Origin of the sequence: Shewanella sp. 10N.286.52.A9 (assembly GCF_041468985.1) — a bacterium.
Taxonomy (GTDB): Bacteria; Pseudomonadota; Gammaproteobacteria; order Enterobacterales; family Shewanellaceae; genus Shewanella; species Shewanella japonica.
Window position 1 is genome coordinate 186,649 of record NZ_JBFRJQ010000006.1, and the last position, 15,038, is coordinate 201,686.

The following is a 15,038-nucleotide window of genomic DNA, read 5'->3' on the forward strand; positions in this document are numbered from 1 at the left end:
CAGTGTGGATAAATTAACAATTAAAGCCAGTAAGCCACTTTCTGGAGATGTCACTATTTCTGGTGCTAAAAATGCGGCATTGCCGATTCTATTTGCTGGCGTGCTTGCTGAAACTGACTTTATCGTCTCTAACGTACCAAGTTTACGCGATGTAAATACCACGTTTAAATTACTACGATGCTTGGGCGCAGAAGTCACAGATTTAGGTAACAGTAAATACTGCATCTCAGCTGCAAAGCTTAATGAGTTTTGTGCACCTTACGATTTAGTCAAAACCATGCGCGCTTCGATCCTAATTTTAGGGCCGTTGCTGGCACGTTTTGGTACTGCAGATGTGTCACTGCCTGGCGGCTGTGCTATTGGTGCTCGTCCAGTGAACCTTCATTTACAAGGCCTAGAGCAAATGGGCGCTAAGATTGAAGTAAAAGAAGGCTACATTAAAGCTCGTGTCGATGGTCGCTTAAAAGGTGCGCATATCTTTATGGATATGGTGAGCGTTGGGGCAACCGAAAACTTATTGATGGCTGCAGCATTAGCTGATGGTGAAACCATTATTGAAAATGCTGCGCGAGAGCCTGAAATTAATGATTTAGCGCATTGTTTGATAGCGATGGGAGCTAAAATTTCGGGTGTCGGTACTGCGACATTAAAAATTGAAGGTGTTGAGCGTCTTTCAGGGTGTGAGCACCGTGTCATGCCTGATCGAATTGAGACAGGTTCATTCCTTGTTGCTGCTGCAGTGACTCGTGGTAGCGTGCGTTGTGTTAGTGCCGATCCATCTTCGCTTGAAGCTGTACTTGCTAAGTTAGAAGATGCGGGGGCAGAAATCACTACAGGTGAAGATTGGATTGAGCTGGATATGAAAGGCAAACGTCCAAAGGCCGTTAATATAAAAACGGCTCCTTATCCTGCATTCCCAACCGATATGCAAGCTCAGTTTTGTGTGTTAAATGCTTTAGCTGAAGGAACGAGTCATGTGACTGAAACGATTTTTGAAAATCGTTTTATGCATGTACCTGAACTGAGCCGTATGGGCGCAGAAATGGAACTTGAAGGTAATACTTGTATCATTAAAGGTATTGAGCGCATGAATGGTGCTCAAGTGATGGCGACTGATTTACGTGCATCTGCCAGCTTAGTGATTGCAGGTTTAATGGCTGATGGGATTACTACAGTTGATCGTATTTACCACCTTGACCGTGGTTATGAACATATTGAAGAAAAGTTCAAAGGGCTAGGCGGCGAAGTCGTACGTGTGTCTGAATAGACTGACGTGATTAGGCTTTTAATAAGCTAAAGGCTATACCAATAAAAAACCGCTCATTGAGCGGTTTTTTATTTAATTGAATTAAGTGTCTTTTTATTAGCTATTTTCTGGTAACTTTTCGCCAATAATCACAGGCAGTTCAATCGGCTTACCTTCACGGATAATGGTAATGTTAACCTTATTGCCTGGTGGTGTTTCCGCAATTCTATCCATCAGCATTTCAACACCAGGAACGCTTTCTTCTGCGTATTGAATAATGACGTCGCGTGGTTTTAAAGTCGCTTTAGCTGCAGGGCCATTAGGATCAACCCCTGTTACTAGTACACCTTTAAGATCGGGTAGGTTTAAAATTTGCGCCATCACTTGGCTGAGGGGCTCGCCAGAGATCCCTAAAGCACCGCGGATCACACGGCCATTTTTAATCAGTTTACCCATAATGCTATGGGCAAGCTTGATAGGAATAGCAAAGTTAATTCCGTGTCCACCGCCTTCAGCGCCAATCTGAAATGCGGCAGTATTAATACCAATTAATTCCCCACCTGTGTCAATTAATGCCCCACCTGAGTTACCGGCATTAATCGCAGCATCTGTTTGTAAAAAGTCTAAATAACCTGAACTGAGTCCATTTCGACCTGTGGCACTAATAATACCTTGAGTAATGGTTTGCCCTAAGTTGTAAGGATTACCAATGGCAAGCACAACATCACCCACTTGGGCTGGGTTATTAAGATTAATCGGAACGATTGGTAGGTTATCCCCTTCGATTTTAAGCACGGCGATATCAGTGATTTGATCTGAGCCCACGACTTCTGAAGTAAATTTTCGCCCATCTTGTAAGGCAATGACGATCTCATCAGCTTTTTTAATAACATGGTAGTTGGTTAAAATATAACCTTCTTTGCTCATGATAACGCCTGAGCCGAGACCTTGAAGTGAACTGGAATTCAGTGGGCTATTTTGATCTAAACTGAGGCTATAAATATTGACAACGGCAGGGGCTGCTCGGCGAACCGCGCTCGCAAAAGACAATTCGTTATTTTGATGAGTAACAGACAAGCCATTGTTAAAGCTGTTGTTATCAGTAAAACGAGTCACTACTAAAAACACAGCAGCCATGACGAGGCCAAAAACCACGGCTTTTGTTAAGTATAAGATGTTGTCTTTAAGATTCATTGGCCAACTAAATTAGTTAAATTAATCAAGGATATTACCACGCTTAAAAAAATTAAGCATCGTGACTAGGCCACGATGCTTAATTAGCACTATAAATCTCAGTTTTTAGTGCAGCGTTAATGAAGGTATACACATGTCAAACGACACCATTGCTAGGTTAATATCATAGCGGTTATTACCTTAATGCCTTGTTATTAAAGTTTGATATACCTTTATAAAACTCGCTGTCATTCAGGCTATCTTAATACAAGGTACATTAGCTTATTATCACGTAATATTTTTAGTGCCACTGCGCCTTGTTGGTTTTTCAGCTCTTCTTTAAGTGAGTTTAAGTTTTTCACCTTGCTGCGGTTTAAGCCCACTATCAGATCGCCTTTTTCTAGGCCGTTACGAGCGGCCGGCGACCCCTGTGCAATATCGGTTATTTCAATACCTTTACTGCTATTAGTAAGTTCAGCCCCTTCAAGCATAGGATGTAAAGCATCGGCAGCTGAGCCGGTACTGCTTGTTGATTCTCCTAATATTACGTTAACGGTTTCTTTATCCCCGTCTCGAATGATGCCGATGTTAACTTTAGCACCAGCGCCCATAGTGGCCACTTTGGCTCGAAGTTCTTGGAAGTTTTTGATTTTCTTCCCGTTTACGCTGACAATAATATCGCCAGCTTCAATGCCTGCATCATCGGCTGCACTATCTGGCATCACTTCGCTAATAAAGCCACCATGTTGGGTTTCAAGGCCAAATGCTTTAGCGAGTTCATTATCTAAATCTCGGCCTGTTACACCTAGCACCCCACGCTTGACTTCACCATGCTCGATAATTTGATTAATGAGGTTATTGACCATATTGGCTGGAATAGCGAAACCAATACCGACGTTACCACCACCTGGAGCGACAATGGCCGTGTTAATACCAATCAGTTCACCGTTCAGGTTGACGAGCGCACCACCAGAGTTACCACTATTAATAGCAGCATCGGTTTGGATAAAGTTTTCAAGCATTTCGATGCCAAGCCCGCTGCGACCCAATGCACTGACAATACCGGATGTGACAGTTTGACCTAAGCCAAACGGATTACCAATTGCAATAGCAAAGTCGCCAACACGAATGTCATCTGAATTGGTTTGTTTAATCGCTGTCAGGTTTTTGGCTTTAATTTGTAATAAGGCGATATCAGACTCGGGATCTGAGCCTATTAATTTAGCATCAATTTCGCGGCCATCATGTAAACCGATTTTAATTTCATCGGCGCCATTAATTACATGGTTATTAGTCACAATGTAACCTTCTTTGGCATCAATAATGACACCAGAACCTAGACCTCTAAATGGTCGTTCACGTACTTGTTCTTGAGGTGCGTTGGGGCCAAAGAAATATTTAAACACATCAGGAATTTGCTGTTTTGAAGTTTGAGTGCCACTAACCGCAACTGAAACCACAGCAGGGGTTGCTTGTTCTAACATTGGCGCTAGGCTTGGCAATGTTTGACCATCAACTGCATGAGGCATCGCTGCCTGTGATATAGCTGGCATTAACGATAAAGAGGCAGTTAATAACGCTGCAGAAAGTAAAGTTAATTTTGGCTTCATTGATTGTAACTCCTTGAAAATGAAATCTGTGTCATACACGAAAATGGCTTTTCGCTTATGCGTAATAAATGATTCCCGTTAACACGTATTGAATATATAACCTCGGAGTGGTGCAAAATCCAATAAGTTCAGGCTTTATTAACAAAGGTTAATTTTTTGTTGTTCTAAGCGTTACCTCAATTGACGCTGCATGCTATGATTGCTGAGAATTTTCAGCAGTATAGAGAGTCGTATTCGTGTCTCAGTTAAGCCCATGGCAGCATTATCAACAAGATTTAACCCGTGAAGGTTTTTCTCATGACTTAGCACAAGAGCAAGCTGTTAAGTCATTACAAAGAGTGTATGAAGAGCTTATAGCTGCTGATACTCAAACCTCTGGCATGACTAAATTATTGAGCGCTATTGGTATTAAAAAATCTGCACCTTCAGTGCAGGGGTTATACCTTTGGGGCGGTGTTGGCCGTGGTAAAACCTATCTTATGGATACCTTCTTTGATGCTTTACCGACAGATAAAAAACTGCGTGCTCATTTTCATCGGTTTATGCATCAGTTACATCATGATTTAGGTGAACTGGAAGGGGTGCAAGACCCGTTAATCAGCATTGCGAAGAAAATGGCTCAACAATATAAGATTATTTGTTTTGATGAGTTTTTTGTTTCTGACATTACTGATGCGATGTTATTGGGAACCTTGTTTCAATACTTGTTTAAAGAAGGCGTTGCTTTAGTGGCAACATCTAACATTATTCCTGATGATTTATACAAAAACGGCCTTCAACGTGCGCGCTTTTTACCTGCTATTGCATTAATTAATCAGCATTGTGAAATTTTAAACGTGGATTCAGGTATCGATTACCGTTTACGTACACTCGAGCAAGCTGAGATATACCATTTCCCATTAGATGAACAAGCTGATACAAACTTACTGACTTATTTTGGTCAGCTTGCCCCAGAATCTGAGGTGCTGACAGACGCTATCGAGATAGAAGGGCGTTTAATTGATATTCGTCAGCAATCTCAAGGCGTGCTATTAGCTAATTTTAGAGACTTGTGTGATGGACCAAGATCGCAACGTGATTATATGGAAGTGGCCAGACTCTATCACACGGTTTTATTAAGTGGTTTAGAGCAGATGGGCTCGTCCACAACAGGTGATGATATTGCCAGACGTTTTCTGGCGATGGTGGATGAGTTTTATGAGCGTAATGTTAAGCTGATTATCTCAGCAGAAGTGGCGCTGGAAGCTATTTATACAGACGGTTTATTGGCTTTTGAGTTCAGGCGTTGTCGTTCGCGTTTAATTGAAATGCAATCTCATGATTACCTGACTTTAGAGCATCTACCTTAATAGTGGCTCGTTTATATATTAAGCCGTCTATTGATATGTAATTTCGCTTAAAAAATCGCATATATAATGTACATCAATCAAGAAATCACCCATCGCGGTGATTTTTTTATAAAAGTTAAAAAATTAGGTGATTTTTAACTCAGGTTTGTCTATAATCCGCCACCTGCCCTCGTTACTCCACCGAATTTGGGTGGACGATTTAAACCAATTTCAGCTCGAAGGGGCTTTGAAATGGTCATTGTGTTGATTGCATGAGCAGTCAATATTGAGACAGAATTTTAAACATTGGGTTTTTGTAAAATGAAGACTACATTTACTGCTACACCAGAAACAGTCACTCGTGACTGGTTCGTCGTTGATGCTGAAGGTAAAACTTTAGGTCGTATCGCTACTGAAATTGCTACTCGTTTACGCGGTAAGCATAAGCCAGAGTATACTCCTCATGTTGATACTGGCGACTACATCATCGTTATTAACGCTGAAAAAGTTGCTGTGACTGGTAACAAAGCTAAAGGCAAAGTTTACTACTCACATTCAGGTTTCATCGGTGGTATTAAGCAGATTACTTTTGAAAAGCTGCAAGATCATAAGCCTGAAATGATTATCGAGAAAGCAGTTAAGGGTATGTTACCAAAAGGTCCATTGGGCCGTGCTATGTTCCGTAAGCTTAAAGTTTACGCTGGCACTGAACATAACCATGCTGCACAACAACCTCAAGTTCTTGATATCTAATACGGGAGTAAGCTAATGTCTGCAACTCAGTACTACGGCACTGGCCGTCGTAAAACATCAACTGCTCGCGTATTCGCTAAAGCAGGTAGTGGTCAAATCGTTGTTAACCAACGTCCACTAGATGTATATTTTGGTCGTGAAACTGCTCGTATGGTTGTTCGTCAACCTCTAGAGCTTGTTGAAATGACTGACAAACTTGACATCTATGTAACTGTTAAGGGCGGTGGTATCACTGGCCAAGCAGGTGCAATTCGTCACGGTATTACTCGTGCATTGCTTCAGTTAGACGAAGCTTTACGTCCTTCTTTACGCGGCGCTGGTTTCGTTACCCGTGATGCTCGTAAAGTTGAGCGTAAGAAAGTTGGTCTACGTAAAGCACGTCGTAAGCCACAATTCTCAAAACGTTAATTCGTTTTTGGAATTCAAAAAGCCCAGCTATATGCTGGGTTTTTTATTGCCTATTTTTTACTATTTAGCCTGACGATGCGAAATGATAAGTGTGTTACTGATTTTGTGTTTTAGTGGTCTTGATGTTATTGGCGCAACAAAAATGATGGAGTGAATAATGGATTATCAAATGCTAATGTTAGTAATTGGCACGGTTTTAGTTATAGAGGGCGTAGGGCCACTATTATTTCCTGAGCAGTGGAAAAAATATTTAGCCGAGATTTCACTGCAAAATAAGAATGTTCTCAGGAGGTTAGGTGGATCTTTAGTCTCTGCTGGCGTCGTACTATTAATAATTTTCGCATAAAATACTTGCAATATACCCCCAAAAATCTGTTAAAATTCGCCTTTATACCGCAACCTTGCAGCAGACGATGGGCAAAAACGTAGTAGTACTCGGCACTCAATGGGGTGACGAAGGAAAAGGTAAGATTGTCGACCTTCTAACAGAACAGGCAAAATATGTAGTTCGTTACCAAGGCGGCCACAATGCTGGTCATACTCTTGTTATCGACGGCGATAAAACAGTACTTCATTTGATTCCATCAGGGATCTTACGCGACAATGTGAAATGCATTATCGGTAATGGTGTAGTGCTCGCTCCCGATGCTTTGATGAAAGAGATCAACATGCTTAAAGAGCGTGGTGTTCCTGTCGAAGAGCGTCTTCTTATTTCAGAAGCATGTCCACTAATTCTACCTTTCCATTGTGCTCTTGATGTAGCTCGTGAAAAAGCGCGCGGCAATCAAGCTATCGGTACAACGGGTCGTGGTATTGGTCCAGCTTATGAAGATAAAATTTCTCGTCGTGGTCTTCGCGTCGGTGATTTGTTCAATGCTGAACTTTTCGCTGAGAAGCTAAAAGAAGTGATGAAATATCACAACTTTATGCTGACAGAATACTATGATTGTGAAGCAGTTGATTATCAAAAAACGCTTGAAGATGCATTAGCGATTGCTGATTATCTTAAGAGCATGTGTACTGACGTTACTGAATTACTTGATACTGCCCGTAAAGCGGGTGAGCCAATCTTGTTTGAAGGTGCTCAAGGGACATTACTTGATATCGACCATGGTACATACCCATATGTGACTTCATCAAATACTACAGCAGGTGGCGTAGCTACTGGTTCTGGTTTTGGTCCTCGTCACTTAGATTATGTTTTAGGTATCATGAAAGCTTACACCACTCGCGTAGGTGCTGGTCCATTCCCAACTGAACTTGAGAATGAGATTGGTGACTACTTAGGCCATAAAGGCCAAGAGTTTGGTGCTACCACTGGTCGTAAACGTCGTCCAGGTTGGTTGGATGCAGTGGCAATGCGCCGTGCAGTTCAAATCAACAGTGTAAGCGGCTTCTGCCTAACAAAGCTTGATGTTCTAGATGGCCTAGAAGAAGTTAAGATTTGTGTTGGTTACAAGTACCCTGATGGTACTGTAGAAACTGTTACTCCACTAGCAGCCGAAGGTTACGAGCAGGTGACACCTGTTTTTGAAACTATGCCTGGCTGGAGTGAAACAACTTTCGGTGCGACGTCAATTGAGCAACTGCCACAAGCAGCACTTAATTACATCAAGCGCATTGAAGAGTTGCTAGAAGCACCTGTTGATGTTATTTCAACGGGTCCTGATAGAAATGAAACAATCGTATTAGTTAATCCATTTAACTAACACATTGAAGGCCGCTAACTTAGCGGCCTTTTTATTGTGTTGTTAACCTGATTAGCCTAACTGAAATTTATAATCGAAATATCGCTGTCATCCTCCAGTTATCTTCGTTACTTTTCCAATCTAATATTGATTTTCTTTATCATTTTTATCCGCTAATAACCTTAGTTTGTGCAGTTAATACTCAAGAATTGAGCTATAATGCCGATGCATAGAGTAACTATAGTGTCATTGAGAATTGTTATGCTGCGATTAAGTTTGGTCATCTTCTGTTTTATTCCTTATCTTGCTGTTGCTGAACTTGCTTCAGTGGATATCTATAGTGATGAACAGTTATTGACATTAATTCGTACTGATCGATATTTAGAGCAAGTGCAAACCGATGATTGTCAGTTAGTGCAAGATATTGAAGCAAGAGCTGAAATTTTAAAGCAGCCCATGTATCAGTTTTTATGGGGCGAAATGCTTAACCATGGTGTGTGCGTACCTAAGCATGCCTCTCGTGGTATGAAACAATTACAAATTGCTGCAGAGCAAGGTAGCGCAGAGGCGATGCTAAAACTGGCCGAATATTACTATCACGGCAAAATGGTAGTTAAAGATAAGAATCGTGCTGTGCAGTATGTGATGCCTGCAGCTGCCAATGGTGATGTTCCAGCACGACTTATGTTAGTTCGCTTATTTAGCGAAGGTTATGGTAGCCCTGTAGACTATAAGTTAGGTTACCATTGGTTATATAACAGCGTATTTAATGATGAAGCAACGCAAAAACAAGCGACTTCATTATTGCAGAATTTAGCCGCTAAGATGCCCGCCAGTATAGTAGAGCGAGCTCAGCAGCCACAGCTGCATTAAACGCGAATACTCCAAAGGTGGAGTAAATTATTTGGAAATTGAATGATCAACGATCCTCATTTTGAGAGAGAGCAAGACAAGTACGAAAACCCAATCCCTAGCCGTGAATACATCTTAGAGTATTTACGCGCACAGAAATCCCCAGTGACCCGTGAACACATTGCTAAAGCACTTAACATGGTCGATGAAGATCATCTTGAAGCGTTAAGAAGACGTTTACGTGCAATGGAGCGAGACGGACAACTGGTTTATACCCGTGGGCATAGCTACGGATTACCTGAAAGAATGGATTTAATTTCGGGCACCATTATTGGTCACCGTGATGGCTTTGGATTTTTTAAATCTGATGAAGGTGGTGACGATTTATTTATCAATAATCGTGACATGCAAATGTATTTCCACGGTGACAAAGTACTGGCACAAAAAGCAGGTTCAGACAGACGTGGTCGTCGTGAAGCACGCATCGTCAGATTAGTACAAGAACGTACTGCGCCCTTAGTTGGTCGCTATCACGTTGATGCAGGTATGGCATTTGTCATTGCCGATGATAGACGTATTACTCAAGAAATATTAATAGCAAAAGAAGATGCCAACGGCGCTCGTGCGGGTGACGTTGTCGTGGTTGAGCTCACTCGTCGACCTGGCCGCTTTGTAAAAGCAGCTGCGAAAGTGACGGAAGTTTTGGGTAAGACCATGGCGCCGGGTATGGAAATTGAAATTGCACTGCGCAATTACGATTTACCGCATAAATGGTCGTCAGTTATTGAGAAAAAACTCAAACGTATTCCTGATGAAGTCCCAGAGTCTGATAAAAAAGGCCGTGTTGATTTACGACATTTACCGTTAGTGACTATTGATGGTGAAGATGCTCGAGATTTTGATGATGCAGTGTATGCAGAAACAAAACCAAGTGGTGGCTGGCGTTTATGGGTAGCGATTGCGGATGTGAGCCACTATGTGCGCACTGATTCAGCATTAGATGAAGAAGCGAGAGCGCGTGGTAACTCTGTGTATTTCCCATCGCAAGTTATTCCAATGTTGCCTGAGAAAATTTCGAACGGTTTATGTTCGCTAAACCCGCATGTCGACCGTTTATGTATGGTTGCGGAAATGACGATTTCTGCTGCTGGTAAACTATCGGGTTACAAGTTTTATCCTGCGGTCATGCATTCTCATGCTCGGTTCACTTATACCCAAGTTGCAGCCATGCTTGAAGGCGGTGAGATTGCGCCTGAGCACGAAAGCTTATTCCCACATCTTCAATGTTTACAATCACTGTATTTAACATTGAATGAACGTCGAGTTGAGCGTGGTGCGATAGCATTCGAAACTGTTGAGACACAGTTTATCTTTAATGAGCAACGTAAAATCGAAGCTATTGTGCCGAGAAGTCGAAACCAAGCGCACAAGATTATTGAAGAGTGCATGATCCTTGCTAACGTAGCTTCTGCTAAATTTGTTAAAAAGCATAAAGGTGAAGTGTTATATCGAGTTCATGAAGCGCCATCAGAGACTAAACTAGCTAATTTCAAAGAGTTTTTAGCCGAACGTGGCCTGTCGATGAATGGTGGTGATGAGCCTACACCATCAGATTATCAAGATGTGATGCTGAAAATTGCTGATAGGCCAGATGCAGAGTTAATTCAAATTATGTTGCTGCGCTCTATGCGCCAAGCAGTATATAGCCCTGATGACGATGGTCACTTTGGTCTAGCATTAACCGAGTATTCGCATTTTACATCGCCTATTCGTCGATATCCTGATTTAGTCTTGCACCGCGTGATACGCTATTTATTAGCTGCCCAAGAGGGCAATGTTAAGGACAAATGGACCCCTGAAGGTGGCTATCATTACGATCTTGATGAGCTAGATAAGTTAGGTGAAGAGTGTTCAACCACTGAACGCCGTGCAGATGAAGCGACACGTGATGTCAGCGATTGGCTTAAGTGCGAATACATGCAAGATCATGTGGGTGATGACTTTGAGGCCGTTATTGCCTCTGTTACGAGTTTCGGCTTATTTGTCCGATTAAAGGATCTTTATATTGATGGCTTAGTTCATATTTCAAGTTTAGTGAGTGATTACTATCAGTTTGATCCTATGCGTCAGCGTTTGATTGGTGAAAACACCAAGAATGTATATCAAGTCGGTGATGAAGTGAGTGTTAAAGTTGCTGCGGTTAATCTAGATGACCGACAAATTGATTTAATTATGCTTGGCGATCATGGAAAGAGTCGTAAAAAAGCTAACCGCAAGCCATTAACTGCTCGTGAGCGTGCAAACCTTGAAGGGGCTAAAGTCGGAGCGGGTAAATCGAGTCGTGACAGCGAAGCAACGACCGAAAAAGGCAAAAAGAAGCGTGGTTCGAGTAGTAAAAAAACGCGAACAAGTACCGCAGCTAAGCGAAAAAGTACAAGTAAGTCCGCTAAAAAAACAGCAAAAGGCACCTCAGCCACCGCTGCAAAGAAACCATCAAAAGCAAAGCGTAAGAGAAAATAAGTAAATGAAAAAACAAGATATCATTTTTGGCATCCATGCAGTTGAAGCTTTGCTACGCAACGCACCTGAGCGCATTATTGAGCTATGGGCTTTACAAGGCCGTGAAGATGAACGTGTATTGCCGTTAATTAATTCGGCGACACAGTTTGGTGTGTCGGTGCAACGTTCAAGTCGCAAAGTACTTGATGACAAATCTGCCAGTAGTCAACATCAAGGAATTGTTGCACGGGTTAAGCCTGCAAAAATCTTAACTGAAAATGATTTAGACGTATTACTTGAAAAAACTGATCAAGCCTTTTTATTAATATTAGATGGCGTAACGGACCCACATAATTTAGGTGCTTGTCTTCGTAACGCGGATGCCGCAGGCGTACAGGGCATTATTGTGCCGAAAGATAATTCAGTTGGGTTAACTGCAACCGTAAGTAAGGTTGCTTGTGGTGCTGCTGAAACCATCCCGTTATTTCAAGTGACTAACCTTGCTCGTACCATGCGTCATATTCAGCAAAAAGGTGTTTGGATTATTGGTGCGGCAGGTGAAGCGGATTGCGAACTGTATCAAGCAGACTTAAAAGGGTCATTAGCGATTGCAATGGGCGCAGAAGATAAAGGACTACGTCGTTTAACTCGTGAAAGTTGTGATTCGATAGTCTCGATTCCAATGGCTGGAAGTGTTTCAAGCTTGAATGTATCAGTAGCAACCGGTATTTGTTTATTTGAAGCAGTGCGTCAACGCAAAGCATAAAATGAACTGAAAATGCGACACGACGAAAACGGGCTTAATGCCCGTTTTTTTATGCGATAAAAATCGTAAATGGATTTACTGAAAAGTATAGAGAAGATTGAACGTGGTAATCGTATCGGTTTTGACACTGTCTTCTGGAACAACTGCAGTGTATCTGACGTTCACACCAATTTTGAATGCCCAATCCTGCAAGAAAGTATTTTTGTAGCTCAAGTCTAGCGTCAGGGTATTGTTATCTTCACCGACTTCAGAGGTTAAGTCTGCATTTAAGCTGGTGTACTCTTGCAGCTTCACTGAATACTTGGCTGCGGTACGTAAAATAATATCTTGGTTAGCATCAGGGTTTAAGTCTGAATCTGTGGCTTTAGGTAAATCATAACGAAAACCTGGACCCACCTCTAAACTGAGCTTTGTTTGATAGTTGGAGATAATATCAAAACCGTAACCAGATGAAATGGTCATTAGTTTGGTATAGCTACCAAAATCGTCCCAGGTGAATTCACCTCGTCCAAAAATATAACCACTGTCTAATTTATAACTTGATTGGGCATAAACGTCGTACTTTTCAGCTGTCGTCGACTCATCATCAGCTGCGTAATAGACTTTGAAAGTAAACTCTTGCCTAGCTTTTTCTGTGTCGTAATTTAAGTAAGTACGGCCATTAAAATTCTGCGATTTATTGTTACCGGTATTTAATTGCATTCCAGCTTCAATTTCAGCATTAAAGTCGCTTGGTGGCTCTTTGTAATCTGGCGGTACTAATGCCCAGACTGGCGTTGAGGCGAGCAGGGTGGAAGTTAACATGACGACTTTTTTCATTACGCTTTTCTATGAATTATGATTGTGAACGCCTGAAATACGGATGAAGCGACATAATACCTGTAATCGAGTTAGCTGCAAAGCGCTCAGACATGCCAATTTCCCTTAAGGTTTTATAATATGGGGCAGAGCTTAGTTATCAATCTGATTGCAAAGTAAAAAAACGAGGTGTTTACAAGGAAGGGAAGATAACTATTGAGCATTGATAACAGCAGGGTTTCCCCTAAACGAAGTGAATCACAAATCTAGCTTGAACCACTAGAAATATTACTTGAGTTTGCTGTTGTGTTTCTGTACTATGTCGCGCTCAAATCAGTCATTTAATTTCGTTCCTTGCCTCCAACTTGGTGTGACTGAGCCACACGTGAGGCTAATTAACCGTAAGGAGCAATAAATGCGTCATTATGAAATCGTATTTATGGTTCACCCAGATCAAAGTGAACAAGTCCCAGGTATGATCGAGCGTTACAGCAGTGTAATCACTGATGCTAACGGTACTATCAGCCGTCTAGAAGATTGGGGTCGTCGTCAATTGGCTTACCCAATTCAAGACCTACATAAAGCTCACTATGTTCTTATGAACGTAGAAGCAACTGCAGAGTCTATCGAAGAGTTAGAAACAGCTTTCCGTTTCAATGACGCTGTTCTGCGTAACATGGTAATGCGCACTAAAACTGCTGTTACTGAAGCTTCTCCAATGGCTAAAGCAAAAGATGAGCGTGATTCACGTCGTGCTCCTACTGCTGCACCAGCTGCTGAAAAAGAAGTAGAAGCAAGCGCTGAAGAATCTGCTGAATAATTAGTCTGTGATTAATCACTTAGTATTGGCCGGAACGATAACTCGTTCTAAGCGTTTTGAAAGTCCAAGCGGGATACCTCATAAGGTCATCACGTTAGAGCACAAAACACAGCGGTATGAAGACCAAATGTTACGTAACGTTTATTGTCTCATCCAAGTCATATTAAGTGGCCAACGCTTTAATAGCGTTACAGAAGAATTAAAAGCAGGCGTGCAGGTCCAAGTTGAAGGGTTTATCTCTATGCAGCAAGGACGAAATGGCCAAAATAAATTGGTTATGCATGCCGAAAATGTCGAATTGAAAACTTAGGAGACTGTCAACATGGCACGTTATTTCCGTCGTCGCAAGTTCTGTCGTTTCACCTCTGAAGGTGTTGCAGAAATTGATTACAAAGATATCGTTACTTTAAAAAACTACGTAACAGAAAGCGGTAAGATTGTTCCTAGCCGTATCACTGGTACTAGTGCTAAATATCAACGCCAACTAGCTCGCGCGATTAAGCGTGCTCGTTATCTTTCTCTACTGCCATACACTGATTTACATCAGTAATCGCAGTATTAAATCAGAGGAATTAGATAATGAACGTTATTCTGCTTGATAAAATCGCTAACCTTGGAAACCTAGGTGACCAAGTTTCAGTTAAAGCTGGTTACGCACGTAACTTCCTTTTGCCACAAGGCAAAGCTGTGATCGCAAACGACGAAAACGTTAAAGTTTTCGAAGCACGTCGCGCTGAATTAGAAGCTAAATTAGCTGCTGAATTAGGTGTTTGTGCTGCGCGCGCTGAAAAGCTTGCTGCATTAGAAGCTGTTGTTATCGCTTCTAAAGCTGGTGACGAAGGTAAACTATTCGGTTCAGTTGGTACTCGTGACATCGCTGATGCAGTAACTGCTGCTGGTGTTGAGCTTGCTAAAGCTGAAGTACGTCTACCTTTAGGTGCTTTACGCACTTTAGGTGACTTCGAAGTTGAAGTTCAACTTCACACTGAAGTTAAAGCTGTTGTTAAAGTTTCTGTTGTTTCAGAAGACTAATAACAATTTGCTTTAAAGAAAACACCGCCAATTGGCGGTGTTTTTTTATGTCAAAAAAGGCATAA

The 15,038-nt window shown here is 41.8% G+C and carries 16 protein-coding genes; 13 read left to right on the forward strand and 3 right to left on the reverse strand.

Translation table 11 applies throughout. From position 1 onward, the window contains the following. Positions 1 to 4 precede the first annotated feature (4 nt). Positions 5 to 1,267 (forward strand): UDP-N-acetylglucosamine 1-carboxyvinyltransferase, encoded by a 1,263-nt coding sequence (gene murA / locus AB4128_RS05945; RefSeq protein WP_055023468.1) that lies wholly within the window; start codon positions 5 to 7, stop codon positions 1,265 to 1,267. A gap of 96 nt (positions 1,268 to 1,363) precedes the next feature. Here the strand turns inward: murA and degS are convergent, their stop codons facing one another. Together degS and AB4128_RS05955 are read right to left on the reverse strand one after the other, a co-directional pair. Continuing rightward, positions 1,364 to 2,440, reverse strand: a complete 1,077-nt coding sequence (degS, locus tag AB4128_RS05950) for an outer membrane-stress sensor serine endopeptidase DegS (protein WP_055023467.1) — start codon at positions 2,438 to 2,440, stop codon at positions 1,364 to 1,366. 236 nt (positions 2,441 to 2,676) lie between these two features. Continuing rightward, on the reverse strand, positions 2,677 to 4,029 hold the full coding sequence (locus tag AB4128_RS05955; protein WP_055023466.1) for a DegQ family serine endoprotease: 1,353 nt from the start codon (positions 4,027 to 4,029) through the stop codon (positions 2,677 to 2,679). A gap of 236 nt (positions 4,030 to 4,265) precedes the next feature. On the opposite strand from AB4128_RS05955, the gene zapE reads away from it, so the two are divergent. The 8 genes from zapE to rlmB all read left to right on the forward strand — a co-directional run bounded on the left by zapE (position 4,266) and on the right by rlmB (position 12,323). Then, positions 4,266 to 5,378, forward strand: a complete 1,113-nt coding sequence (zapE, locus tag AB4128_RS05960) for a cell division protein ZapE (RefSeq protein WP_055023465.1) — start codon at positions 4,266 to 4,268, stop codon at positions 5,376 to 5,378. Positions 5,379 to 5,678: 300 nt separating this feature from the next. Next, a complete protein-coding gene (gene rplM / locus AB4128_RS05965; RefSeq protein ID WP_055023464.1) occupies positions 5,679 to 6,110 on the forward strand; it encodes a 50S ribosomal protein L13 in 432 nt (143 codons plus the stop codon). Between the two features lie 15 nt (positions 6,111 to 6,125). After that, the gene (rpsI, locus tag AB4128_RS05970) at positions 6,126 to 6,518 is read left to right on the forward strand and encodes a 30S ribosomal protein S9 (protein ID WP_055023463.1); all 393 of its coding nucleotides are present in this window, start codon (positions 6,126 to 6,128) and stop codon (positions 6,516 to 6,518) included. 157 nt (positions 6,519 to 6,675) lie between these two features. Next, positions 6,676 to 6,864: a DUF2065 domain-containing protein gene (locus AB4128_RS05975; RefSeq protein ID WP_055023462.1), complete on the forward strand. Its 189-nt coding sequence runs from the start codon at positions 6,676 to 6,678 to the stop codon at positions 6,862 to 6,864. Positions 6,865 to 6,931: 67 nt separating this feature from the next. Continuing rightward, positions 6,932 to 8,227 (forward strand): adenylosuccinate synthase, encoded by a 1,296-nt coding sequence (locus tag AB4128_RS05980; protein WP_055023461.1) that lies wholly within the window; start codon positions 6,932 to 6,934, stop codon positions 8,225 to 8,227. Between the two features lie 204 nt (positions 8,228 to 8,431). Next, positions 8,432 to 9,079: a tetratricopeptide repeat protein gene (locus tag AB4128_RS05985; protein WP_197495541.1), complete on the forward strand. Its 648-nt coding sequence runs from the start codon at positions 8,432 to 8,434 to the stop codon at positions 9,077 to 9,079. 42 nt (positions 9,080 to 9,121) lie between these two features. Next, positions 9,122 to 11,578: a ribonuclease R gene (rnr, locus tag AB4128_RS05990; protein WP_372037241.1), complete on the forward strand. Its 2,457-nt coding sequence runs from the start codon at positions 9,122 to 9,124 to the stop codon at positions 11,576 to 11,578. A 4-nt stretch (positions 11,579 to 11,582) separates the two neighbouring features. Beyond that, on the forward strand, positions 11,583 to 12,323 hold the full coding sequence (rlmB, locus tag AB4128_RS05995) for a 23S rRNA (guanosine(2251)-2'-O)-methyltransferase RlmB (protein ID WP_055023458.1): 741 nt from the start codon (positions 11,583 to 11,585) through the stop codon (positions 12,321 to 12,323). A 75-nt stretch (positions 12,324 to 12,398) separates the two neighbouring features. Here rlmB and AB4128_RS06000 read toward each other — a convergent pair whose 3' ends face one another. Further along, the gene (locus AB4128_RS06000; protein WP_055023457.1) at positions 12,399 to 13,142 is read right to left on the reverse strand and encodes a YdiY family protein; all 744 of its coding nucleotides are present in this window, start codon (positions 13,140 to 13,142) and stop codon (positions 12,399 to 12,401) included. A gap of 394 nt (positions 13,143 to 13,536) precedes the next feature. On the opposite strand from AB4128_RS06000, the gene rpsF reads away from it, so the two are divergent. The 4 genes from rpsF to rplI are packed head-to-tail and all read left to right on the forward strand — an operon-like array spanning position 13,537 to position 14,973. Next, entirely contained in the window at positions 13,537 to 13,941 is a 405-nt protein-coding gene (gene rpsF, locus AB4128_RS06005) for a 30S ribosomal protein S6 (protein ID WP_055023456.1), read from the forward strand. A 7-nt stretch (positions 13,942 to 13,948) separates the two neighbouring features. Then, on the forward strand, positions 13,949 to 14,251 hold the full coding sequence (gene priB, locus AB4128_RS06010; RefSeq protein WP_055023455.1) for a primosomal replication protein N: 303 nt from the start codon (positions 13,949 to 13,951) through the stop codon (positions 14,249 to 14,251). A gap of 12 nt (positions 14,252 to 14,263) precedes the next feature. After that, on the forward strand, positions 14,264 to 14,491 hold the full coding sequence (rpsR, locus tag AB4128_RS06015) for a 30S ribosomal protein S18 (RefSeq protein WP_055023454.1): 228 nt from the start codon (positions 14,264 to 14,266) through the stop codon (positions 14,489 to 14,491). A 29-nt stretch (positions 14,492 to 14,520) separates the two neighbouring features. Beyond that, positions 14,521 to 14,973 (forward strand): 50S ribosomal protein L9, encoded by a 453-nt coding sequence (gene rplI, locus AB4128_RS06020; RefSeq protein ID WP_055023453.1) that lies wholly within the window; start codon positions 14,521 to 14,523, stop codon positions 14,971 to 14,973. Positions 14,974 to 15,038: the final 65 nt, after the last annotated feature.